Genomic DNA, 24,405 nt, shown 5'->3' with positions numbered 1-24,405 from the left:
TATTCGCGCTTAAAAAACACACCCCTCCACCCCTCTCAAGAGGGGAATCGCACGAAGCCTTTTTAATTTATAGCTACCGCATATAAGGCATTATGCCCGGTAACATACAGCGTTTTCCCATCCCTGCTAAAAACAAGGGAGGTTGGGCGTTCAGGCACTTTTATTACGCCAATCTGCTTACCATTGTTGTTATATTTATATACCTGTCCATCGGCTATATACACATTGCCTTTATCATCAACTGCCGAATCAAACTCGCCGCGCTCGGCAAAGTATTTCAAATCGCCCAAATAGCCTTCCGGGCTTACTGCAAGTTGTACAGTACGCTTATCATATTCATCAGTAGTATAAACAGGTTTACCGGGATAAGCGGCTACCAGCGCGCTTGACCTGGCCAGGTCATACACCACCGGGATAATCGTTACCCCATCAGGTGCCACAAAGCACTCGGTTGGTTTATTTACCGATACGGTATTAAAGTCATGATAATCACGCCAACGGTGTGCCGGGTAAAGCGCCTGGTAAACGGTTTTGCCCGTAGGCATCGCTTCTTTTTTCAATAGCTCGATGGTTTCGTCGGGGTTATCAGGATTTATAGAATAAACAAGGCTGCCAAAACCCGAGTTTCCCCAGCCGCTAAAGGAAGTTCCGGCCGCATCCGGTGGATTTTTAAATTCTTCGGGTTTGCCATCAACCAAATAACCAGGCTTGGGTACATATTTAAACACTACCAGCAGGTTATCGTTTTTATCGCAAGCCAGCGAAAGTGGTTCCCATGGATAATCGGCCAGCAGGTTGATAGTATTAGCAGCAGCATCCCACTTATAAATGCGCCTCATGCGGGCCTCACTAAAGTACACATTGCCCTTGCTATCTGTACATAAGCTATTGGCAAATTCAAAGCCCAAAGCCAGTTTCTTTATATTACCCTGAACCGGTTGTTCACTAACCGCGCTGCTGCTGTTAATAAGCAGGCGGGCAAACTCCCAGGGACGTACTGTTATATTGGTACCGATGTCATACAGCGGATCGGTAGTGGTGTATTTGATCTGGCTATAATTATGCACGTTCAACAGTTCCACATTTTTATTGTTCCAACTCCTGATGGAGTAAGGATAAGGCTTGATCACCCTGATCACCCGGAACATATATAGGTTGGCAAAGGTCATATCGCTGCAGTTTTCCAGTTCCAGCGGCTGGCATTCGGTACTTTCGCGGCTCTCCTCTTCCAGTTGCAGAGCATATACCTTCCAGTTGCTTACTTTATTAAAACGTACTTCATTACGTACATGATGCTCTACAGATAAGGCATAAATACGACCCGGGGTGCTGGTATTGGAAACATAAGCACCCGCCGTAGCATAAGTATTAGCCGACCAGATATTTTTAAAGGTACCTCCGCCGCCATCGGTTATCCAAAGGCTCCAGTATTGGGTATCCCACATATCGCTGTCGTTACTTTTATATAAACCGGGGCCGGCCTGTTCGCCGGGCTTGTTCATACCGCCATGTCCACCTAAAAACTTCACATCGTTCATGTAAGAGTTTTCGCCCGACATCCATTTACAAGCTACCGCCCGTGGGTTGATCCTGCCTGATGAAATACCTATCCCTGTAATGATGTTAGCGCCGCCTTTAGAGGTTTCCACCATAGGTTTTGGTCCGCCAAACCCACCAAATGCAGGTGTATTGTCTTTTAGCAATATCTGGGTAGCAATGGGGTTAAGACCTATCAGTACGGTATTGGATTTTAATTTTAAAGTTTCGGTGATCCGGTACATCCCCTGCGGTACATAAATGGCCGGATATTTATCAATGGCATCCTGTATGGCTTTGGTATCATCCGTTTCACCATCGCCTTTTGCACCCAGCGTTTGCAGGTTTACCCAGGTATTTATCGCCGGAAAATCAGGTATGTCTTTTTTAGCCGGGGCCGGGAAGACTTGTAATGGCTGCAGATCTTTAGTGATTTTATATACGGGGTCGGCAGTCAGGTTATCTATCTGCAAACCATAAATAAAGTTCTTTACTTTATAAACTGACCCTGCGCCAACTGTTTTTGTTCCGCTTCGGCGATAGCTGGCCAGCACCTTCACATCGCGGCAATCTACATTGCGCAGGCTGATCTGGTTAAAGGCATTATCTTCATTGCTGATAACAATAGCCGGACCGCTTACGTGGTCAAACCGGCTATCCTCCATAAACAGTTTTTCATGATAATTAGGGTTAATTTCAATTACGGTAGGCACATTTTTTACGCTCATGCGTACAATGGTCAACCCGGCTTCCTGGGTGCGGATGGCGGCTTTGCGCTGGCCTTCAAAATAAGTATCAACCATCATAAACTGCCAACCTGGTGACGGTTTGGTGGTATAAATGCCATAATCGCCATTAAAAAAGCGTACATCTTCCATCTCGTTACCCACATCAAACATACCCGCCTTACCCTTACCCGCGTCGATATCCGCGTGTGCGATAAAACTGTGCTGGGCATAGTGGGTACGCAGGGCCACCGCTACTGGGTTGCCATCTTCAATTTTAAGGTTGATGTTTGATAACGCGCTGTAAAAAGTTGAAGCGCCCGCGTCATACACTCCCTCACCCGGTTTGGAAAGGTTATTTATAAACCAGAACATATATTTTGCCTTGCCCTTATCCGTACTATCTGCCACCTGAAAACCCGGCGAGTTTTTAGCCAGTATAATTACAGGGCGAGTTTTACCATATCCTATCAACCGCACCGCCCGGGGTACATATATGGTTTTACTAATGAGGTATTTCCCTTCGGGGATAAAAAGTACACCGAAATTATTTTTATCCTTTACATCCTTGATGGCCTGCTGCAGTGCATCAGATATGTCGGTTTTACCATCGGCTTTAATAGAGTATTTATCAGGTGTAAAATAAACAGCGTCTTTATCATCCAGGCGCTGCTGGTAAAAAGATCTGCCAGTTCCAAAGGGTGTTCCATCAGTTAAGGGCTTACCAAAACAAATGGTATAGGTTAAAAGTATTAGTACAGCTAATAATAAAGGCTTCTTCACGGCAGAATTAATTTTGAGACAGGTTTTATAATTGATATTAAATATAACAGCATTATCCGGCTACTTTACTTACCAAACAAAATTCAAGATTAGTTTTTCCAGTTACGATTTTAGTAACACTACATTACCACTACCTGGTTAAACAATAAGGGATTATATCAATTTAGTTACAAACCAGCCAGGTGTTTTACCGTGCCGGCAAAATCTATCCACCTGTTTGTATTACGTCGGCTCTTTAATGTAGTGCCGTTAACACTTGTTTTTATAGCCAAAAACAGTATAAGCTAAACAATTACAGCATTTTGTAGTGGTAATGTAGTGCGTAAAAAATAGAAAATCGTTTAACTTTATAGCATACTTGCAAAGTGTTATAACCTGAATATGGCGACCGTTACGGCGCTTATTTATTTTAAGTTTTTGATTTACCGACCTTAACAGTACACTCCTTTTGGAGAGCTTACTGAACGGAAGTTTATAAACGTTAATATGAGAAAATTCTTAATCGCCACGCATGGGGCTTTTGCCAAGGGAATAAAATCGTCATTAGATATCATTATTGGCGAAACGGATAATGTATTCCTGATCCAGGCCTATCTTGATGAGAACATTATTGTGGAGGATGAGCTGGCAGCGGTTTTAACCAACATTACCGGTGCCGATGAACTCATCATTTTTACCGACCTGCTTGGCGGCAGCGTGAACAACATTATGTTGCGCGAAGCGCTGAAAGAAAATGTACACATCGTATCCGGCTTTAATTTACCATTAGTCATCGAGATCATGATGGGCGATGCCGATACCCCGGTTATTGAGGTGATTGAAAGTGCCATCAATAATGCCAAAGAGCAAATGGTATACGTGAACAAACTGATAACACAGCAAAATGATTAAGCTAACCCGTATTGACGACAGACTAGTACACGGACAGGTTGCCATGACCTGGACACCCGCTCTTGGCGCCGATTGCCTGATAGTAGCCAACGATAAAGTAGCTAAAGACGAATTTATGAAAATGACCCTGGGCTTGGCCAAACCAGCCTCGGCAAAGCTTTTGATAAAATCACTGGCCGATACGGTTACCTTTTTGAATGATCCACGCAGCCAGAGCTTGAAAATATTGGTATTAATAAATTCTGTAAAGGATGCCGCGGCACTGGCCAGTGAGGTAAGCGAGATACAGTCGGTAAACTTTGGTGGTATCAGGACAAAAGAAGGAACAAGATCCATAGCCAAAGCCATTGCCGTTACAGAGGATGATATAAGCATTATTAAAGAAATGCTGGCCAAAGGCCTTGAACTGGAAGTGAGGCAGGTGCCTACGGATAAAAAAATTATGATTGATACTTTAATTTAACCCATACAAAGTGCTGGTAACCTTCCTATTGCTTACACTGATAGCCATTTTTGGGCATTTTGAAGATTTCATGGGAACCACTTTGCTCAGTCGACCGCTGGTTTTAGGTCCGCTGGTGGGTTTGGTGCTGGGCGATGTAACGCAGGGTGTAATGATAGGTGCCACACTGGAACTGATATTTATGGGCAATATAAAAGTTGGCGCAGCCATACCACCCGATATTATTACCGGAGGTGTGCTGGGTACCGCTTTTGCCATCATGTCGCACAAGGGGCCCGCCATCGCGCTGGCCTTAGCCGTCCCCATTTCCATACTGGCCGAAATGATGATCAGCGGGTTGTTTGTTTTCCGTGCCGGATTCAATAAAAAATTCAATCAATATGCCGATGATGGTGACTATAAAGGTATCCAAAGGCTGCATGTACTATCTGGCCTGTTAAAACCGTTGTTAATGGGCATTATCGTTTTTGTGGCGCTGGAGCTGGGTTCATCGGCCATCAAATCATTTTTAGATCTGATCCCCGCCTGGGTACAATCGGGTCTGCAAGTTGCCGGCAATATGCTGCCCGCGCTGGGTTTTGCACTACTGATGAACCTTATGTTCAACAAAAGGGTTGCTCCATATTTTTTCCTGGGTTTTATGCTGGCGGCTTTTTTAAAGCTGCCCATTATAGCCATTGGTGGTTTAGGCGTTATCATAGCCCTGATAGTCACTCAAACCCCACCTAAACCGACCGCCCCAACCGATGACGATTTTGATTTTGACAATACCCCAGCCGAAAGCGAAGCCATTGCCCCACAGCATAAACTAAGCAAGGGTACACTAAGGAATTTATTTTTCAGATCGCTTACGCTGGAGGCTAACTTTAATTTTGAAACCTGGCAAAACACCGGCTTTGCATTTACCATTATCCCGGTACTAAAAAAACTATATCACACTAAGGAGGCCATGGCTGCCGCGCTCAAAAGGCATTTACAACTTTTTAATACCAGTCCATATGGCTCCACGCTCATCATCGGCATTACCGCCGCCATGGAAGAGCAAAACAGCCAGGATAAGGATTTCGACGAGGAATCCATCAGCTCGGTTAAGCTGGGCCTGATGGGGCCACTGGCCGGGGTTTTTGACTCGCTGTTCTGGGGCACATTTAAGGTGATCGCAGCCGGGGTAGGCACATCGCTGGCTATCAAAGGCAATATATTAGGGCCACTGCTTTTCCTGCTGATATTTAACGTTCCACATTTGCTGTTGCGATATAACCTGACTTTTATAGGTTATAATGCCGGCACTAAATTTTTGCAGAACCTAAGCAAAAGCAATGTGATGGATAAGCTAACCTCAGGCGCAGCCATATTAGGGTTAATGGTAGTTGGTGCTATGCCTGCCACGCTTATGAATATCAAAACACCGCTAAATATTGGATCATCCTCATCGGCAGTGGGCGTACAGGGTATTTTGGACCAGATAGTACCAGCCATGATCCCGCTTGGGCTTACCTTTTTGGTGTATTATTTTGTAAAGAAGCAGGCAAAAACCACCTGGTTGTTATTAGGTCTATTAGCACTCGGCTTTGCAGGTAGTATAATTCATTTATTTGTATGATGATGAATGGTATAGGTGTATCTCCCGGAATCGCGATAGGTAGGGCTCACGTGCTCCAAAAACAGGAAGCTGCTTTAACAGGCATTGTATTACTGAATGCTGCCGATATATTGATCGAAATCGAGAAATTCAATAATGCGGCAGCCGTGTCTATTACTGAGGTGGAAACGATGATCAGCAATTATGATACATCACAAGGCTCCGAAGGTTTTGATATATTGGAAACTCACATCGAACTATTGAGTGATCCTCAAATTAAAGATGATGTTACTGAAAAGATTAGCAAAGACCGGAAAAACGTAAACGATGCGGTTATAGAGGTTATCAGGGATGCGATGCAGCTGTTTAAAAACATGGACGATGAATACCTGAGTGCCCGTGCTGCCGACGTACAGGATATTGGCGACCGTCTACTTAAAAATCTGACAACCACCGATAAAACATCAACCCAGCAATATAAACCCGATACCATCATCATTACTGAAGACCTTACCCCCTCTGATACCATCAGCATGGATATAAAGCATGTTATAGGTTTTGCAACACAGGCTGGGGGTAAAACATCGCACGCGGCTATCATAGCAAAATCAAGAGGTATCCCGGCTGTGGCAGGTTGCGGACCGCAATTGAAAAATATACAGGACGGTGATATACTCATCCTCCATGGGCAAACCGGACAGGTCATGGTAAATCCTGGCCAGGATATCATCGACCAATATATCATTCAAAGAGATGCTTATTTAGCCCAGGCATCTCTGTTAAGATCAATAAAAGATAAACCGGCAATTACTACCGATGGCACCGCAATAAAGTTATTTGCCAATATCGGTGATGCAGCTGATATGGAACATGCTTTAGGTTTTGGTGCCGAAGGATCAGGTCTTTTACGCACTGAATTGCTTTTTATGGGCCGCGATGCCTTGCCTACCGAAGAAGACCAATTCGAGTTTTATAAAGCCGTGGCTTTGAAAGCTAAAGGCAAACCTGTTATTGTCCGTACCCTTGATATTGGCGGCGATAAACAATTGCCCTATTTTAATTTCCCGGCAGAGCAAAACCCTTTCCTGGGTTACCGAGCCATCAGGATCTGTTTGGACAGGAAGGATATTTTCATCACCCAGTTAAAAGCCATATTGCGGGCCGGCGCTTTTGGTAAATTGAAGGTTATGTTCCCCATGATATCCAACATCCAGGAGATCAGGGCAGCGAAAGTTATTCTGCAGGAGGCTATGGACGAACTGGAAAAAACTGACGTTCCCTTTGATAAAACCATCAAAATTGGCATCATGATCGAAATCCCATCGGCAGCCCTTACCGCCGATCTGCTGGCTAAGGAAGTTGATTTTTTCAGCATTGGCACCAATGATCTTTGCCAGTACACTCTTGCTGTTGACAGGATGAACGAAAAGATCAAAGACTTGTATGATCCTTACAATCCCGGTGTACTACGGCTGATAGCTTATGTAATTGAACAAGGCCATAAGCACCGTATAGAGGTAGGCATGTGCGGCGAGGTGGCCTCAGACCCAAAAGCTACCCTGCTGTTACTGGGTATGGGACTTACTGAGTTTTCCATGAGCGCTGCCTCCATTCCGCAGATCAAGAATATCATCATTAATAACAGTCTCGAAACTGCTAAACAGGTGCATCAACGGGTAATGGAAATGGATAGTTCGCAGGCCATTACCGCATATTTACAGGAAATAAACGCATGATAACAAAAGATTATATCATTACCGCAGCCGAAGGGATCCATGCCCGCCCTGCAACCGCTCTGGTAAAGCTTAGCAAAAAGTTCACCTCGGTTATCAGTATAAAAAAAGGCGACCGCACAGTTAAACTCAACAGCCTGCTGAATATCCTGGCGCTGGCCGCAAAAGGTGGAGATACCATTACCATTATTGGGGAGGGTGAGGATGAAGTTGCGGCGATGGGGGCTATTGATATATTTTTTCAGGAAGAATTAAAACACTTATAGTAAGGTAAATATTTGTAATGAAGATCACCATCACCAAAAACGAACGGGAATTTAACGAGACAGCAGCATGGCGCATTATTGGTCAGATGCTGGAAAAACCAACTGCTGTGATAGGCCTTTCAACCGGGCAAACCACTATGGATATGCACCGCATTGTATCTGATATTTATACACAATATCCGTTTGATGTATCGCGCATTACACTTTTTAATGTGGATGAACTTACCAATTTGCCCCGTGAGTATGCCGGCAGTTGCTATACCATGATATTGAACCAGATAGCCGGTCCGTTAGGCATCCCTGATGAAAACTTTATTATGCCCCCTACCCTGAGCGATGATTTTGAGGCCGAAAGCCAGCTATTTGAACAACGCCTGGCCAGTCGCGGCGGCGCCGACCTGCAAATGCTGGGTATTGGCAGCAATGGTCACATTGGCATTAATCAGCCCGGTACGCCATTTGAAAGCGAAACATGGGTATCGCCAATGGATCCGGACTTTGAGGCCCGTGTACGCCGTGAAACACAGGTACCGGAGCATATTGTACTGGGCGGCTTAACCCGTGGTATAAAAAACATTATGCACACCCGTAAGCTGATCCTGATTGCCAAAGGCGCTCATAAGGCCGAAATTATTGAAAAGGCCATACTTGGACCGGTAACTACCGACATACCGGCCTCCGTAGTGCAACTGCACCCCAATTGCGAAATTTTACTGGATGCTGATGCAGGCGCGCTGATACATGAACGCGCAAAGCAACGCGGATATAATTTTTAAGAATTTACAACCTAACCTTTATCATAAGTCTTATAACTGTTGTTATAGGGCTTTTTTTGTGATTATTATTTATCTATTGATTAGAAATATCATCACGATTTATTCGGGCTCTCCCGGGATAGCACCCCATGCTGTACAACCTTGCCTATGGGATGCCGAAACAAGTTCGGCATGACCCTGGACTTTATAAAAAATAAAAAAAAACCAGTCATCCTGAACTTGTTTCAGGGTCTCTCAGGACAAGTTAATGGCTATGTCAAACAGCCTTGCTTATGAGACGCCGAAACAAGTTCAGCATAACATCTTTTTTTATTTATCCTTCTTAAACTCATCCGTAAAATGTTCCCTGTGTTTGTCTTTTGAAAACTTATTGGCATTATAAGCTTCAGATTGCCCTTTGGGGATGGAAAGCGAATGCCATTTTTCATTACAGAGCATTTTCCCGATAAACACAATTTGCCCTACGTGATACGGATAGTGCGCTAATTGCCGGTTAATGGCTTCGGCAACGGTATGGCCCATATTGCGGATATAAATTATCCGGTCCAGATCATCATCTGTAAGCTGTTCAACCGTATCTAAGAGACATTCCCAGCCCGTATCCCACATTTTTAAAAGTTCTTCGCGACCGGGTGTGATCTCCTCAAACTCCGCCTCGCGGTTACGATATGATTTTTCACCATCCGAATTAAAAATATCAGTCCACCTGGAGATCATATTACCCGACAGATGATGGATGATCATCGCAATACTGTTTGATTCAGCATTATATTGCCATACCAACTGCTCATCACTAAGCTGTTCAATAGTTTTTTCGCCCAGCATTTTATAGTAGGCAAACTGTTTTTTAATACTTTCCAGATAATCTGATACCATATATAAAGTTAAAGGCTTTTTTAATACCGGCCAATCATTATACTTTAAAATCATTCTCCGCACCTCATCAATCCGGGTTGCCCAATATTTATTTGTGAATCTTTAAAACATTTTCATACAAGAGAATATTTTAATAACTGCACCCGTTTATTAATCTGGTTGTACACTCATAACAATATATGCCCATAAAACACAGTTCAGCTTTACCACCCGAAATGTTGAGGGTTTTTGAGACATTACCTCATCCTTACCTAATTCTTTCAAAGGAACTGTATATACTTACAGCAAGCGATGCTTATACGCAGCTAATCGGTAAAAGCAGGGCCGAACTGCGCGAAAAATACCTGTTTGATGTTTTTCCTAAAATACCCGACTGGTTGGCAGAGGAAGGGAGTATAGCCTTTTCTTTGAAGGAGGTGATTGAAACTGGCAAACCTCATCAGTTGCCTGTAACCCGCTTTGATATTCCTGACAAAAATGAGGAAGCCAACATGCTGGAGCGTTACTGGAATACCGCCCATACTCCAATTATAGATCACGAGGGCGATATCAGTTACATTATTCATCATACGCAGGACGTAACCGAACAGGTGCTTGCCGAAAGGAATTTAAAAGCAAGTTTGGAAAAGGAAACAAAAGCTGTAGAAAAGGCTGAACAGCTTAGCAAGCAGATGGAAAAGCTTTTTAACGAGATGCCTGCACAAATTGCTATTGTAATGGGCCCTGACCTGGTTTATGAATTTATTAACCCCCAATATAAGAAACAACTTTTCCCTAACCGCGAAGTACTTGGGAAACCGCTTCTGCTGGCACTGCCCGAAGTGGCGGATGAGCCTATATGGAAAGCCTTGCAGCACGTTTATAAAACCGGCGAGACCTTTGCCGGCAATGAAATATGCATCCCACTGGCCAGGGAAATTGGCGGTAAGCTGGAGGACCGTTACTTTAACTTTGTGTACCAGGCCATCAGAGACGAAAAAGATACAATAACAGGTGTTTTAAGTTTTAAGTATGAGATAACCGAATTGGTTATGGCCAGGAAGCACCTGGAACATAGCGAAAAGAAATTGCTGGCCTTAAATGAAGGGCTGGCCTACGCCAACGAAGAGATACAAGCCACGAGCGAAGAAATTCAGTCGGCAAATGAAGAGTTAAGTGCAACCAATGAAGAATTGTTCCAGGCACAGCAAAACCTGCTAAAGTTAAATGATAAACTGGAAGAAAGGGTTGAATTACGCACCCACGAACTGTTAATAGCCCAGGCTGAGGCTACTGGCCAGGCCGAAAGGTTGCGAAGATTTTTTATGCAGGCACCGGCGGGCGTTTGTGTGCTTGATGGCCCTAACTTTGTATTTGAACTGGTTAATCCGCCATATCAGCAACTTTTTCCGGGGCGTGAGCTTACGGGTAAACCACTCATGGAGGCCCTGCCCGAACTGAAGGATCAATTGATAGGTGATATTTTAAAAAATGTATATGAAACAGGTAACACCTTTGAGGGCAAGGAATTGCTGGTACCGCTGGCACGAACAGTAAACGGACCCGTTGTTGACCGTTATTTTAATTTTATTTACCAGGCAAGGTATGATGCGGATAATAGCGTAGATGGTATATTGGTTTTTGTTTTTGAAGTTACCGAAACGATACTTACAAGGCAAAAAGAAAAGGAAAATGAAGAACGTTTTCGTTTTTTATTGAATGCCATACCCCAGCAGGTATGGACAGCCCGGCCTGATGGTTCGCTCGATTATGTAAACGAGGTGATTTGTGATGATTTTGGACAAAATGCCGAAGAAATTTTAAAACATGGCTGGCAGGCCTTTATTCATCCTGATGATCGGAATAACTGTTTAAAAAAATGGTTTATTGCGCTAAAAACCGGCAAGGAATACGTCATAGAGTTCCGCTTAAAGTTTCTTGACGGGCAGTATCACTGGCATTTAGCCAGAGCCGTACCACTGATTGAAAACGACCAGATCAAATTATGGTTAGGTACCAACACTAATATCGATATCCAAAAAACCAATGAGCAAAAAAAGGATGAGTTCCTGTCAATAGCCAGTCATGAACTTAAAACCCCGCTTACCAGTATTAAAGCATTTAACCAGCTGATGCTACGCATTAGCGATCCTGAAAAACTTGCCGGCCTTATTCAAAAATCTGCAGCTCATGTACAACGGCTCGAAAAATTGATCAGCGACCTGTTGGATGTAAGCCGCATTAATGCAGGCAAGATGGAATATAACATGGAAACCTTTAATTTCAGAGAAATGCTGATTGATAGCATTGATGGTGTGCAGCACACCACACCATCACACCAGATCGTCCTGGAAAATGCTGAAGACGTATCCTACACCGGCGACCGCTTCAGGCTGGAACAAGTGTTGAATAACTTATTGGCCAATGCTATTAAATACTCGCCCCGGGCAAATAAAGTGATTGTTAATTGTGTGTCGAAGCATGAAGATAACAGCCTGATCTTATCTGTTCAGGATTTTGGTATCGGCATTGAAGAAAAGAACCATACCCGGCTGTTTGAACGTTATTACCGCGTTGATAATACGGCTATGCGTTTTGACGGACTGGGCCTTGGGCTTTTTATATCTGCAGAAATTTTAAAAAGACACAATGGCAATTTTTGGATAGAGAGTAAACCCGGTGCGGGTTCCACCTTCTTTTTCAGGCTCCCGCTTAATTAATAAATACGAACTTTTGATCTTTAATATTATTTTATATACTTATTACAGATATTTTCTAAATTAAACTTATTTAATTAGCTGGAAACTAATTAGATTTGTATCAGTTGATTAATAATAATTATCTATGAAAAAAATTAACCTAATCTTTATCGTACTTTGTTCTGTTGTTATTTTTTCATGTAAAAAAGACAAAAAAGAACCAATCCCAACCGGAGGCAAATTGCGGGCACTGAGTTTTACATTACCTGGCTTTAGTCAGTCAAAAGACCCTATTGATGCGGCTAACAGCGGTTTAAAGACCAATGCCGTTACTCCCCCTGATAGTGTACCACAGCTTGTTTACCGGATATATGACAGCAATGGCACGGTACTGAAAACAGTGATCCATTTACCTGACGATCCTAATTACAGCCATTTTACCGACAGTGTACCAGCCGGAACCTATACCGTTGTTTTTGCTGCAGGATATGATAAATTTCAGCTCGCGGGCAATAAGCTTAGTCTTGATTACTTTTGGTATTATGATCATAATGATCCTGATTATATTTCTAACCAGGGGGCACAACTTTGGAGTGATGTTTTTTATAAAAAACTAACCCTAACCGTAGGAACCCAGGATATCACACAAAATGTAGAATTGCAAAGACCGCTTGCCCAGGTAGTGCTGAATGTGGAAGATGCTATACCTGCCAATGTTAAAACACTCCGGTTAAATTTTACCGAAACAAACCTGCGGTATAGTATTGCACAGGATAAATTTATAGTAGTTGCAGGCCAGCATATCGGCTTCGATGTAACTTTACCTAATAACCATTCTTTAAAGAATTTAGTTACCGGTAGTATCAATAACAAGATATCGGCCTTAACGGCTAATATAGGAACGCCTTTTGCCATAACCATTACGTGCTACGATGCTGCTGCCAACATCGTTTTGCAGAAAAAAATAAATATTAGTTGTGAGCCAAATAAGGTAACCCTGGTATCGGGCAAGCTTTTTAGTACATCGGGCACCAACAGCATTAAGGTAACCACCAATACTACCTGGAATCCTGACAAAACACCTATTCACTTTTAACTCAAATTGAGACCTCTCATGAAAAGATATATAACTTATTGCCTGGTTATTGCTGCATTGATAACAAGCTGTAAAAAAGATAAGAAAAATAACCCCGATGCTAAAAAACTTTATCCTATAACTTTTAACATATCGGGTTTAAAACAAACCACAAAAACCAGCGGTATAACAGGTAAACTAACCATAAATGCCCTGCCCGACTCAACACAAAAGTTATACTATGTGCTTTCTGGTGCTCAAACTAAATTATTATTTCAAACCAGTGCCGTACCCGGTTTTGGTATTATTAAAGACTCGCTACCTGCCGGAAATTATACAGTAGGCTTGATACAAGCCCGTGGTAACCTTCAATCTACCAATTCGGCCTTTACAACTGATAGTGATACTTATTTTAAGCTATTGCCCATAACTGTATCCAACGGCCCTATCAATTCAAATGTAACTTTAGACAGAATAAACGGGAAACTTGAGGTAAATATTGAAGACGCTATACCTGCAACTATTTCGTCAATATCAGTTACCATTACAAGTGATGCTAACAATTTTCTTATTTCAGCCGGCGCTAAACCTCAATCACCAGTTATCCGCGTATACACAAAAACAATAACTCCGGCAGATATCGGAAAAACGAATGTCAAAATATCCGGGCCAATATTTAACGTAACTGCTCCCTTTTCGGTAACAATAAAAGCCACGGGCACCGGTACCAGCTATCTGCCTAAAAAAGTAGATAATGTAACCTGCGACCGCAATACCAAAACTACGCTAACAGGTAAGTTGTTTACCGCACCTACTTCCGGCTTCGATATCAGTATCAATGGTAGTTTTGACACCGATACAATAAAAACCGGTCTTTAATAATATACAACACCTTTAACAAACAAAAAGGCCGCACATGTGCGGCCTTTTTGTTTGTTTTAAAATTAAACACATTCAAAATTACCTCTTAATCTCCAAGCATGTACCCCATAAGTTCATCCTGTAGTTGTTTTGCATTTTCAATAAGTGTTTTATCAGCTATATAGAGATCAATATTGATATCCTCCCCAATCTGGCTCTCTTTAAATACATCCTTAAACCTGAAATATTTCAGCGAAAAATTCCAGCTGTTTTTTAGGTGCGAGAAAAGCAGGGTATCTGCATTATTTAACATGGAATAATTAATTACCACAAATGAACCGCTGTTTAGCTTTTTAATGCATTTTAAAATATCCTGATTATAGGCTATCCATATTTTTAAAAATTCTGTAGCGTGTGCGTTATAATATTCGTTCAGCTGGCGGGTTCTCTTGAATTTTTGCCACACCAATCTTGGCAAATATTTGCGGGTCATAAATTGTTCATCAATCTGTTTAAAATCGCGCCTGAGCAACGAACTTACTACAGATTGATAATCGCGCAGGATGATGAGGTAGCAGGCATCGGGTAATAATTCCTGATAAACATCTAAAAACAAGCAGGTACGTGGGTCTTTCCATCCCCATTGATCATATAGCTTCTGTTTTATTTTAATGATGCTTCTTAATTTCTCTTTCTCATAGATAGAAAAATTTTCAACCTGCACATCGGTTAAGCCAGAGAGCGGCAGGTTATTATTAGCCAATACCTCTTCATGCATCTTTAAAAACTCTACGTCCTCAAAGTGTCCGTCAGCGTTCCCACGACCCGGGCCAACCAGTTTTTCACCTAACTGTAAACCGCACTTTGCAAGCCAATGCGAAATAAGAGATGTGCCTGAACGGTGCATTCCGGCAATGATTAGTGTTCTTTTTTGCATAATTATAAAAAGACGAATGGTTTAAAATACGCAGCAGCGGCTTAAAAATTATTAGTCATTTTATTTGAAGCATTTTCGGTAGGATGAAGATTATTAAGTATATAATAAAGTAATAACGATGTGCTTTGCTGTATGGTATTTTCGCTGGTATTTATATAAAGATCAGCATCATACGGTACGTCAAACTGATCATTGATACCTGTTAAATTTGATAGTTTATCCGGATGGCCTTCTGGTAAAAGCGCCCTTTTATAGAGCCCTTTGGTATCACGCGAAATCAGCTTGTTAACGGGACAGTCAACATGCACAATATTTACATGTTCATATTTTTCTGATAATTCACGCCTTACATCATCGTAAGGATTTATGGCGCTAACAATGGTAACTATGCCATGGGCCGAAAACCGGCTGGCAATAAAACCAAGCCGCCTAATGTTCTCGCACCTGTCATGTTTTGAAAAGCCGAGGTCTTTGCAAATTTCTTTGCGATATTCATCGCCATCAATTATTTCGATCTTTATTCCAAGGTCCGTTAGCTCAGTAGCAACCTTACCTGCCAGTGTTGTTTTACCTGCTCCTGATAAGCCGCAAAATAAAAGTATCATAACTAATAATTATGTTTATAAATATCATCTTGCGAAAGTCTTGCAGGACACTTTCATAACGTGAACTTATAAAATTACTTATCGGTTATTCTGTGACCGATTGTAAATAATCTTTTACAATCAGTCACAATACTTTCGTTAAAGAAAATTACGGTAGCTTAAATCGCTTAAATAACGATGTGAATACGGTTTTATTCAAATTGAGTTTATTACGGTTAAGCGGTTCATTTTGATACATCTAACAAAAATGTTACGTATTTGAGTGGTACCATCAACCTCCCGCAACCCGATAATAAGGGCTATTAGTGAAGTATTTTAAACATCAGCTCTTTCATCAGTTCGCCATGCGGCGCGTTTGATTCAACACCTTTGCTTTTCAGATCATACTCGCGCAGGTAGCTGATGATCTGCATGGTTTTTTGATAACTATAACTGCGGCCCGCCTGTTCATAGTCTTTCACAAAATAAGGATTTACACCTAACTCGCGCGCCAGGTTTTGCTGTGATTTATCCTTTACATAATGATAGGCCAGCACCTTACTAAAGTAATTATTCAAATTACCAAGCACCAGCACAATAGGATTAGCTTTAGGATTGGCTTCAAAATAATTAATGATCTGGTTAACTTTAAAAGCATCTTTTTTACTGAGTGCAGTTTGCAGTTCAAATACATTGTACTCTTTACTGATGCCAATATTATCATGAATATGCTTCAATGTAATTTCCTGACCGGCGGTTACATTTAGCATCAGTTTCTCGAGCTCGTTTGCAATTTTTGAAAGGTCGTTACCTAAATACTCCGAAAGCATGGCCGATGCCTGCTGGTTAATTTTATATCCCTTATCGCTTATATAACCTTCTATCCAGGCAGGTATTTTACTATCATATAAAGGGGCCGACTCAAAAACGAGCCCGTTTTTTTCAATGGCCTTATAAGTTTTTTTACGTTTATCAAACTTGCCATACTTATAGCAAAAAACCAATATGGTACTGGGCAACGGGTTTTCCAGGTAACTCAATAGTGGGTCTATGCTCTTTTTACCATCATCATCCTTACCCCATTTCATATCCTGGGCTTCTTTTACCAGTACCACCTGGTAATCGGCCATCATGGGGTAACGTTTAGCGGCGTTAAGCACTGCCATGATCTCGGTATCCTTACCATACACCACCGTTTGGTTAAAACCCTTCTCGGCTTCGGGCAGCAGGCTATGTTCAATATAATTGCTTACCAGGTCAATAAAATAAGGTTCTTCGCCATGCAGCAGATACAGGGGTTTATATTTACGGTTCTTAATATCTTTTAATATATCTGCTGCGGTCATATGAAGTCAAAAGTATGAAGTCTAAGGTCAAAAGTCACCACTATTTTGATTTTTTAGCTGATTTAACTCCGCATATGTTTTACTTTTGACTTTGTACTTTAGATTTTTGACTTTTAACAAATGCTAACTCCGCTTAACCTGCCTCCTTACCCTTTTAAAATAAGTGATCAAAACGGGCAGTTAACTTTGTTTGACGAGATCAGGAAAAAAAATATAATTATTACACCCGAAGAGTGGGTACGGCAGCATTTTGTACAATATCTTATTAAACACAAAAACTATCCCCGCTCGCTCATTAAGCTTGAGGGGGGCATGAAACTCAACGGCTTGCAAAAACGTACAGATATTGTTGTATTTAACACCCACGGAAAAAGAATATTAATAGTAGAGTGCAAAGCCCCGTCAGTAACTATTGATCAAAAAACATTTGACCAGATAGCCCGCTATAACATGGTGCACCAGGTATCGTTACTGGCTGTAAGTAATGGCCTGCAACATTATTATTGCAGTATTGATATTGATAAGCGGCAGTACCAGTTTATAGCAGAGCTACCAGCTTATATAAAGGAGGCTTAATTCAAAATTGTAAGGCTTTGGATCTTTTCAATCAAATCATCAGGCTTAAATGGTTTTGATACATAACCGTTCATCCCGGCCTCATATACCTTATCCTTAATTTCGGCCATTGCCGAAGCCGTGAGTGCGATGATAGGCACATTTGCCTTTTTGGGGTCGGCCATTTTCCTGATCTCATTAGTAGCGTCAAAACCATTCATTACAGGCATTTGCAAATCCATCAGTATAATATCAAAATTACCATATTGCATAAACTCAACTGCGCGCTCGCCGTTTTCGGCAATGGTGGGTATTATGCCCCATTTTGATAACAACTTCTTCATCAGCATCACATTAACCACATTATCCTCGGCAATAAGTACCTTTAAACTTGCTAAGAAATTTTCTGGTGTTTTTTCGGTTGGTTCGTCAACCTTTTTGGCAGGCCTCTCGGTTGATACCGGAAACTCCATATTAAATAAAAACTCCGATCCCTCGCCTATTTTACTGAATATCTGGATTTCCCGGCCCTGCAAATCAAGCAAACGTTTTACAATTGCCAGACCCAGGCCGGTTCCACCATATTCACGTGTAGCAGCCAATGATCCCTGGGTAAAGGGCTCAAGTATGCTGCGCAAGTTTGTTTCTTTAATACCTATACCTGTATCCATTACAGAGAACTTAACGGTAACCCAATTATGCCGGTCTTCCAGGCAGGTTACCTTAACCCATACACTTCCTTTGTGGGTAAATTTTATAGCATTGCTTACCAGGTTAAAAATAATCTGGGTTATACGGGTTGGGTCACCAAAAAACACTTTGTTCTTTAGCCTATCGTCAATAGCCAGTTTAAACTCCAGCCCTTTTTCTTCGGCATTTAACATTTGTCCGCCACAAACATTGTCCATCAACTCAACCAGGTTAAAGCGGATATTCTCAAACACCAGTTTGCCCGATTCAATTTTGTTAAAGTCAAGCACATCATTTACAATAGCCAGCAGGTTATTTGCTGAAAATCTCAAGATCTCCAGATTCTCTTTTTGTTCGGGTCTCGGACTGTCCATCATCAGTAAATTACTCATACCTATCACCGCGTTAAGGGGTGTACGGATCTCGTGCGACATGGTTGAAAGGAAATCTGATTTGGCACGGGTAGATTTTTCGGCCTTTTCAATTGCTTTTTCAAGTTTCAGATTAAGCACAGCCTGCTCCTCACCACTTTCTTTAAGCTGTTTTATATTTTTTAAAAAGGAGGTATAAAAGTGGTTGTGAATAAATATGAGCAATATAAAACTGGCAAACAGGCTGATGATAATAGTAGCCTGGTCAATCTTATCGGGCTTGATGCCTATTACATAACTGCCCTGGTATTCAATAAGCAGAAAGATCAGTATGGGTACTGTATTTAATAAAGAATAAACCAATCCCCAGGTTTGTCCAAGCATATAATAGCTAAACACAATAACTACTATAACAACCTGCAGCGTTACAACATTTATACTTTGCAACGACACATAAACAATGCTTATATTAATTAAAGTACCTATTACAAGCAGTGCATGTGATATGGCCTGCCATTTGGGCCTGTAGGTTAAAGTCTTAAATAATACGGCAACACTAAACATTAAAAGGCCTGCAGTATAAGCCAGTAAATGCTGCCCCTGAAAATAAACACTTACAAATAAAACACCTGATGCTACAAATACCAGGAAAAATCCATAGTATAATAAACGTATTCGTGCCTGGTCAAGATAGGATTGCTCCTTTGAAATTATTTTATAGATGGAAAAGTTAAAAAACCCTACTTCGTCGCGCATATTCAAACAACAAACATTTAATTTACGCAATCATCATAACCTGCAGGCATAAAATTACGCCTATAGGTTATGGATACTGCTGTTTGCAACGAATATGATATACAATTAGCAAGCCAAATCAATTAAGTTTTGTTCAATGATATTCAATTTAGCCTCGGCATCGGCTCTTTTCCGTTGTTCAATTTCAATAACCTCGGGCTTGGCGTTGCTCATAAAGCGCTCATTACCAAGCTTTGCATTTACGGATTTCAGAAACCCTAAAAGGTATTCTTTCTCTTTTCCAAGCCTGGCACACTCAGCAACTGGGTCGAGGTTTTGGCTTAAGGGAATAAAAAACTCATCAGTTGAAGCAATAAAATTAACTGCTCCTATTACCTTATCATCAACCTCACTAAACTGGCTTATATTACCCAACTTGGATATAATAGCCTGGTATTGCTGGTAATTTACTCTTGAATTTGATTTATATGATAACTCGAGTGCCTCTTTTGGTGAGATCTGTTTTGTGTTACGAATGTTCCTAATTTGTGTAATAATGATTTTTACGATCTCTAAGTCGCTCAGTGTCTGTGAATTTATTTCCCCAATATTTGGCAATTGCGCAACAATGCAACAATCTTTTTCACCTCGTTCGCCTAACAATTCATCATGCCATAGCTCTTCCGACAGGAAAGGCATAAAGGGATGTAATACTTTTAAAATATTCTCGAAGAACTGTACCGTAGCTGTATAGGTAGCCCTATCAATAGGGTGCTGGTAGGCGGGCTTTATCATTTCCAGATACCAGGCACAAAAGTCGTCCCATACCAGCTTATAAGTGCTCATTAAAGCTTCTGATAAACGGTATTGCGCAAAGTCACTTTCAATTTCGCCCAAGGCCTGGTTAAAGCGGCTCCCAAACCATTCTATAGCAATGGTGTTAGGATTTTCAAGGTTATCATCAACCTCCCAGCCTTTGATCAGCTTAAAAGCGTTCCATATTTTGTTGGCGAAATTACGACCCTGCTCACAGTAGCTTTCATCAAACATCAGGTCGTTACCGGCAGGTGAGCACAGCAACATCCCTACTCTAACGCCATCGGCACCATACTTTTCTATCAAATCTAATGGATCAGGTGAGTTACCCAATGATTTTGACATTTTGCGACCCAGCTTATCCCTTACAATGCCAGTCAGGTATACGTTTTTAAATGGCGCCTGTCCCCTAAACTCGTGCCCGGCCATGATCATCCTGGCCACCCAGAAAAACAGGATCTCGGGAGCGGTTACCAGATCGTTGGTTGGATAGTAGTAATTAATATCAGCATTATCAGGATCTTTAAACCCGTCGAACACAGATATAGGCCATAACCATGAGGAGAACCAGGTATCAACTACATCCGGGTCTTGCGTTAAATCAGCCGTTGTGAGTTTTGAGTTTTGAGTTTTGAGTTTTGCCTCAACCAGGGCCTCATCAATATTTTTGGCGATAACAAATTCGCCGTTTGGTAAATACCAGGCCGGGATCTGCTGTCCCCACCATAATTGGCGACTAATGTTCCAGTCCCTCACATTTTCCATCCAGTGACGGTAAGTATTTACAAATTTTTCGGGGATCAGCTTCACCTCGCCTTTCAATACATAATCAAGGGCTGGTTTAGCCATTTCGCTCATTTTGCAAAACCACTGCATAGATAGTTTAGGCTCAATAACCGCATCTGTACGTTCCGAAAAACCGATCTGCGATTTATAATCCTCCACCTTTTCTAAAGCGCCGGCTTCTTCTAACAACACGGCAATTTTTTTACGCGCGGCAAAACGGTCAATGCCTACTAATATCTGCGCCTTTTCGTTCAGCGTGCCATCGTCATTTAAAATATCAATAACGGGCAGGTTGTGTCTCTGGCCCAGTTCATAATCGTTCAGGTCATGGGCCGGAGTAACTTTCAAACAGCCTGTACCAAAATCCATGGTCACGTATTCATCCAAAACAACCGGTATCTCGCGGTTAATAAGCGGAATAAACACCTTTTTACCATGCAGGTGCAGGTAACGCTCATCATTAGGGTTGATACAGATAGCCGCATCAGCCATAATGGTTTCAGGGCGTGTGGTAGCTATTGTTAAGTAGTTGCGCGTTGCGTGTTGCGTGTTGCCGGTATCTTCACTCGCAACTGGCAACCCGTCACCGGCAACCTCATATTTAATATAGTAAAGCTTTTGATTAACTTCTTTGCGGATAACTTCTTCATCGCTTACCGCAGTTTTTCCCTGCGGATCCCAGTTCACCATGCGTACGCCACGATAGATCCAGCCTTTTTTATACAGGTGTATAAAAGTATCGATCACGGCTTCGGATAGTTCCTCATCCATGGTAAAACGGGTGCGGTCCCAATCGCACGAAGCGCCTAACTTTTTAAGCTGCTCCAGGATAATGCCCCCGTATTTCTCTTTCCACTCCCAGGCATAAGCCAAAAACTCGGGCCGGGTAAGATCTTTTTTGCTGATACCGCGCTCTTTAAGCATGGCAACTACCTTTGCTTCGGTAGCAATACTGGCATGATCGGTTCCGGGAACCCAGCAGGCATTTTTACCCTTCATACGGGCGCGGCGCACCAGTACATCCTGTATGGTATTATTCAACATGTGCCCCATATGCAAAACCCCGGTAACATTTGGCGGCGGAATAACTATGGTATAAGGTTCACGCTCATCAGGCACCGATTTAAAAAAATCGTGCTTTAACCAGTAGCTGTACCACTTCTCTTCGGTTTCTTTAGGCAGGTATGTTTTAGAAATACTCATAACGCGCAAAAATAAGGATTTTAAGTTTAGACCGTTGATTTAGGTGATTTTTTTGATTGCGCTGATTTTTTATCTGAACCTTGATTTTTAGGATTAAAGGATTACCATGATTTTAAACCCCTGATTTGAATGAAATGGTTAGTATGATTGCACCGATTTAAACTAAATAATATCACTCAGCATTACAGCCCGGTCACACGCAACCCGCTCCAGACAACCAATTTCCCACAATATTTTTACAATCCGGGCGTTTTTATAAGAACCAATTATAAAGGCCATGAAATCAATGCATTTACACCGCTTTTGGCTTGACATTTTAAAAAGATCAAAACTTGAGTTTTTTATAAACTGGTTTAACCGCTAAACGGTTCCGCTTGCCGGTTTATAACGGGGGGGGACAGATATAGAATTACCTTCATAAACCCGACTATAAAATCTATAAAAAACGAAAGACAGCATCAGCGTGGAACAGATATTGGAGTAGTGAATGTTGAGTAATGAGTTTTTAGTAAAAGCCTGGCAAAAGCCGGGCTTTTTTAATAACGCCATGTTATTGTTTATCGCCGGTAATGATCTGTTTTTCATTTTTAAGAATTAAAAGGGTAATAACATTATCCCAAAGCGTACTACGCCTGCCACCTTGCCATTTATTTTACTTTCGCACAACCATAACCAGCTCATCAATTCCATCCAAACCCTTATCTTTGCAGCTACATTATGATTATCCAGCAGTTCTATGATAAAGGTTTGGCTCATGCATCGTATGCAGTGATCCGTACAGGTAAAATGATTGTTATTGATCCGGCCCGTAATCCGCAGCCTTACTATGATTTTGCGGCCCAGCGTGATGCCGATATTGTGGGCGTTATTGAAACCCACCCACATGCCGATTTTGTGAGCTCGCATCTGGAAATTCACCAGGCTACAGGTGCTGTTATTTATTGCAGCAAGCTAACTGGCGCCGCCTATCCGCATGAAACTTTTGACGATGGCGATTTTATACAACTTAATGATGTTAAACTAAAAGCCATTAACACCCCAGGCCACTCGCCCGATTCTATTTGTATTTTACTGGAAGATGAGCAAGGCAAGGATGTCGCCATTTTTACTGGTGATACTTTGTTTGTAGGTGATGTGGGTCGCCCGGATCTGCGCGAAAATGTGGGCAACATCACCGCCAAAAAAGAAGAACTGGCCAAACAAATGTACCGGAGTACCCGCCATAAATTAATGACCTTGCCAAAAAGCGTTATAGTTTATCCGGCACACGGCCCCGGTTCATTATGCGGCAAAAACCTGAGCCCCGACCTGGAAAGCACCATAGGCCGTGAACTGCGCGAAAACTATGCCCTGCAACTGATGGACGAGCTCTCCTTTGTTAAAATTTTAACTACCGATCAGCCTTTTATCCCCAAGTACTTTGGTTATGATGTTGATCTGAATAAAACCGGTGCAAAGGCTTTTAAGCAAAGTGTTGATGCCGTTACCAGGATAAGTGCCGAAAGTCCCCTGCAAAAAGACGTCCTGATTGTAGATGCCCGCCCTAAACAGCAGTTTAGGAATGGGCACATCAAAGGCGCTATTAACCTGCAGGACGGTGATAAATTTGAAACATGGCTGGGATCGGTACTAAAACCAGGCGAGCCTTTTTATCTTATAGCCGAAAATGAGGGCAGCCTGAACATCCTCATAAAAAAAGCAGCCAAAATAGGTTACGAAAAAAACATTAAAGCTACCCTGTTAGCACCGGTTAATGCGACTGAAAAATCGGCCCATCTTGATCTGGACGACTTTAAGGCTAATCAGGATAACTATAATATTGTTGATGTACGCAACAATGGTGAGGTAAATGAAGGCAAGGTGTTTAAAAACGCCGCCAGCATTCCGCTGCCCGAATTACGCGAACGCATAAATGAAATACCTATCGATAAGCCTATCGTGATACACTGCGCGGCTGGCTATCGCTCTGCTGCTGCCGCCAGTATAGTTGCAGCTAAAATACAACAGGTACTTGTATATGACCTGGGCGAGGTAGTGGTTGAGTTTGATGAAGGAGTTCATAATTAAACCCAATCCTCCCCAAAGAAGGGAGCTTTAAAAGTTAGAGTGTCTTTCTGCTTAAAAAGTTAGATTAATT

At 41.9% G+C, this 24,405-nt stretch carries 18 protein-coding genes; 11 read left to right on the top strand and 7 right to left on the bottom strand.

The genetic code is table 11. The annotated features are described in order from the left end of the window. Positions 1–62: 62 nt before the first annotated feature. Entirely contained in the window at positions 63–3,044 is a 2,982-nt protein-coding gene (locus M2273_RS07190) for a glycosyl hydrolase family 28-related protein (RefSeq protein WP_429394782.1), read from the bottom strand. Between the two features lie 486 nt (positions 3,045–3,530). Here M2273_RS07190 and M2273_RS07185 point away from each other — a divergent pair, with 486 nt between their 5' ends. From M2273_RS07185 to M2273_RS07160, 6 genes are read left to right on the top strand one after another with little or no spacing between them, the layout of a single operon-like run. Then, complete coding sequence (locus M2273_RS07185; protein WP_429394779.1) at positions 3,531–3,935, top strand: PTS sugar transporter subunit IIA; 405 nt, start codon at positions 3,531–3,533, stop codon at positions 3,933–3,935. Further along, positions 3,928–4,398, top strand: coding sequence for a PTS sugar transporter subunit IIB (locus tag M2273_RS07180; RefSeq protein WP_429394777.1), 471 nt, complete (start codon positions 3,928–3,930; stop codon positions 4,396–4,398). Before M2273_RS07185 ends, M2273_RS07180 begins: the two co-directional genes overlap by 8 nt. A 10-nt stretch (positions 4,399–4,408) precedes the next feature. After that, positions 4,409–6,001 carry a PTS system mannose/fructose/sorbose family transporter subunit IID gene (locus M2273_RS07175; RefSeq protein WP_429394775.1) on the top strand — a complete coding sequence of 531 codons (1,593 nt, stop codon included), beginning with the start codon at positions 4,409–4,411 and terminating at the stop codon, positions 5,999–6,001. Beyond that, positions 5,998–7,716 (top strand): phosphoenolpyruvate--protein phosphotransferase, encoded by a 1,719-nt coding sequence (gene ptsP, locus M2273_RS07170; RefSeq protein ID WP_429394772.1) that lies wholly within the window; start codon positions 5,998–6,000, stop codon positions 7,714–7,716. The genes M2273_RS07175 and ptsP overlap by 4 nt, the downstream gene beginning before the upstream one ends. Next, complete coding sequence (locus tag M2273_RS07165; RefSeq protein WP_429394770.1) at positions 7,713–7,979, top strand: HPr family phosphocarrier protein; 267 nt, start codon at positions 7,713–7,715, stop codon at positions 7,977–7,979. Before ptsP ends, M2273_RS07165 begins: the two co-directional genes overlap by 4 nt. Positions 7,980–7,996: 17 nt before the next feature. Beyond that, positions 7,997–8,755, top strand: coding sequence for a 6-phosphogluconolactonase (locus tag M2273_RS07160; protein WP_429394767.1), 759 nt, complete (start codon positions 7,997–7,999; stop codon positions 8,753–8,755). Between the two features lie 309 nt (positions 8,756–9,064). On the opposite strand, the gene M2273_RS07155 is transcribed toward M2273_RS07160, so the two are convergent. Continuing rightward, entirely contained in the window at positions 9,065–9,631 is a 567-nt protein-coding gene (locus tag M2273_RS07155; protein ID WP_429394765.1) for a DUF1572 family protein, read from the bottom strand. 179 nt (positions 9,632–9,810) lie between these two features. Here M2273_RS07155 and M2273_RS07150 point away from each other — a divergent pair, with 179 nt between their 5' ends. From M2273_RS07150 to M2273_RS07140, 3 genes are all read left to right on the top strand, one after another. Next, the gene (locus tag M2273_RS07150) at positions 9,811–12,330 is read left to right on the top strand and encodes a PAS domain-containing protein (RefSeq protein ID WP_429394763.1); all 2,520 of its coding nucleotides are present in this window, start codon (positions 9,811–9,813) and stop codon (positions 12,328–12,330) included. Between the two features lie 124 nt (positions 12,331–12,454). Next, complete coding sequence (locus tag M2273_RS07145) at positions 12,455–13,405, top strand: hypothetical protein (RefSeq protein ID WP_429394760.1); 951 nt, start codon at positions 12,455–12,457, stop codon at positions 13,403–13,405. Between the two features lie 18 nt (positions 13,406–13,423). Continuing rightward, positions 13,424–14,263, top strand: a complete 840-nt coding sequence (locus tag M2273_RS07140) for a hypothetical protein (protein ID WP_429394758.1) — start codon at positions 13,424–13,426, stop codon at positions 14,261–14,263. Between the two features lie 88 nt (positions 14,264–14,351). Here the strand turns inward: M2273_RS07140 and M2273_RS07135 are convergent, their stop codons facing one another. The 3 genes from M2273_RS07135 to holA all read right to left on the bottom strand — a co-directional run bounded on the left by M2273_RS07135 (position 14,352) and on the right by holA (position 17,112). After that, positions 14,352–15,182 carry a sulfotransferase gene (locus M2273_RS07135; protein ID WP_429394755.1) on the bottom strand — a complete coding sequence of 277 codons (831 nt, stop codon included), beginning with the start codon at positions 15,180–15,182 and terminating at the stop codon, positions 14,352–14,354. Positions 15,183–15,223: 41 nt separating this feature from the next. After that, complete coding sequence (cysC, locus tag M2273_RS07130) at positions 15,224–15,787, bottom strand: adenylyl-sulfate kinase (protein ID WP_429394753.1); 564 nt, start codon at positions 15,785–15,787, stop codon at positions 15,224–15,226. 302 nt (positions 15,788–16,089) lie between these two features. After that, positions 16,090–17,112 (bottom strand): DNA polymerase III subunit delta, encoded by a 1,023-nt coding sequence (holA, locus tag M2273_RS07125; RefSeq protein ID WP_429394751.1) that lies wholly within the window; start codon positions 17,110–17,112, stop codon positions 16,090–16,092. A gap of 120 nt (positions 17,113–17,232) precedes the next feature. Between holA and M2273_RS07120 the strand changes: the two genes are divergently transcribed. Further along, entirely contained in the window at positions 17,233–17,688 is a 456-nt protein-coding gene (locus M2273_RS07120) for a type I restriction enzyme HsdR N-terminal domain-containing protein (protein WP_429394749.1), read from the top strand. On the opposite strand, the gene M2273_RS07115 is transcribed toward M2273_RS07120, so the two are convergent. Both M2273_RS07115 and M2273_RS07110 read right to left on the bottom strand, forming a co-directional pair. Then, on the bottom strand, positions 17,685–19,484 hold the full coding sequence (locus M2273_RS07115; RefSeq protein ID WP_429394747.1) for a response regulator: 1,800 nt from the start codon (positions 19,482–19,484) through the stop codon (positions 17,685–17,687). The genes M2273_RS07120 and M2273_RS07115 overlap by 4 nt on opposite strands. Positions 19,485–19,589: 105 nt before the next feature. Further along, positions 19,590–22,268: a valine--tRNA ligase gene (locus tag M2273_RS07110; RefSeq protein WP_429394745.1), complete on the bottom strand. Its 2,679-nt coding sequence runs from the start codon at positions 22,266–22,268 to the stop codon at positions 19,590–19,592. Between the two features lie 717 nt (positions 22,269–22,985). Between M2273_RS07110 and M2273_RS07105 the strand changes: the two genes are divergently transcribed. Further along, entirely contained in the window at positions 22,986–24,335 is a 1,350-nt protein-coding gene (locus M2273_RS07105) for a rhodanese-like domain-containing protein (protein WP_429394743.1), read from the top strand. Positions 24,336–24,405: the final 70 nt, after the last annotated feature.

The sequence above is a fragment of the Mucilaginibacter lappiensis genome (assembly GCF_050433765.1).
In the GTDB taxonomy this organism is placed as follows: domain Bacteria; phylum Bacteroidota; class Bacteroidia; order Sphingobacteriales; family Sphingobacteriaceae; genus Mucilaginibacter; species Mucilaginibacter lappiensis_A.
The sequence above is the reverse complement of the archived record's forward strand: the minus strand, read 5'-3'. Positions and strand labels throughout refer to the sequence as shown.

Bases quoted from the DNA above. Each gene is read 5' to 3' on its own strand.
- M2273_RS07185 (WP_429394779.1), top strand. From the start codon at position 3,531: ATGAGAAAATTCTTAATCGCCACGCATGGGGCTTTTGCCAAGGGAATA.
- M2273_RS07180 (WP_429394777.1), top strand. From the start codon at position 3,928: ATGATTAAGCTAACCCGTATTGACGACAGACTAGTACACGGACAGGTT.
- ptsP (WP_429394772.1), top strand. From the start codon at position 5,998: ATGATGATGAATGGTATAGGTGTATCTCCCGGAATCGCGATAGGTAGG.
- M2273_RS07165 (WP_429394770.1), top strand. From the start codon at position 7,713: ATGATAACAAAAGATTATATCATTACCGCAGCCGAAGGGATCCATGCC.
- M2273_RS07160 (WP_429394767.1), top strand. From the start codon at position 7,997: ATGAAGATCACCATCACCAAAAACGAACGGGAATTTAACGAGACAGCA.
- M2273_RS07155 (WP_429394765.1), bottom strand. From the start codon at position 9,631: ATGGTATCAGATTATCTGGAAAGTATTAAAAAACAGTTTGCCTACTAT.
- M2273_RS07150 (WP_429394763.1), top strand. From the start codon at position 9,811: ATGCCCATAAAACACAGTTCAGCTTTACCACCCGAAATGTTGAGGGTT.
- M2273_RS07145 (WP_429394760.1), top strand. From the start codon at position 12,455: ATGAAAAAAATTAACCTAATCTTTATCGTACTTTGTTCTGTTGTTATT.
- M2273_RS07140 (WP_429394758.1), top strand. From the start codon at position 13,424: ATGAAAAGATATATAACTTATTGCCTGGTTATTGCTGCATTGATAACA.
- M2273_RS07135 (WP_429394755.1), bottom strand. From the start codon at position 15,182: ATGCAAAAAAGAACACTAATCATTGCCGGAATGCACCGTTCAGGCACA.
- cysC (WP_429394753.1), bottom strand. From the start codon at position 15,787: ATGATACTTTTATTTTGCGGCTTATCAGGAGCAGGTAAAACAACACTG.
- holA (WP_429394751.1), bottom strand. From the start codon at position 17,112: ATGACCGCAGCAGATATATTAAAAGATATTAAGAACCGTAAATATAAA.
- M2273_RS07120 (WP_429394749.1), top strand. From the start codon at position 17,233: ATGCTAACTCCGCTTAACCTGCCTCCTTACCCTTTTAAAATAAGTGAT.
- M2273_RS07115 (WP_429394747.1), bottom strand. From the start codon at position 19,484: ATGCGCGACGAAGTAGGGTTTTTTAACTTTTCCATCTATAAAATAATT.
- M2273_RS07110 (WP_429394745.1), bottom strand. From the start codon at position 22,268: ATGAGTATTTCTAAAACATACCTGCCTAAAGAAACCGAAGAGAAGTGG.
- M2273_RS07105 (WP_429394743.1), top strand. From the start codon at position 22,986: ATGATTATCCAGCAGTTCTATGATAAAGGTTTGGCTCATGCATCGTAT.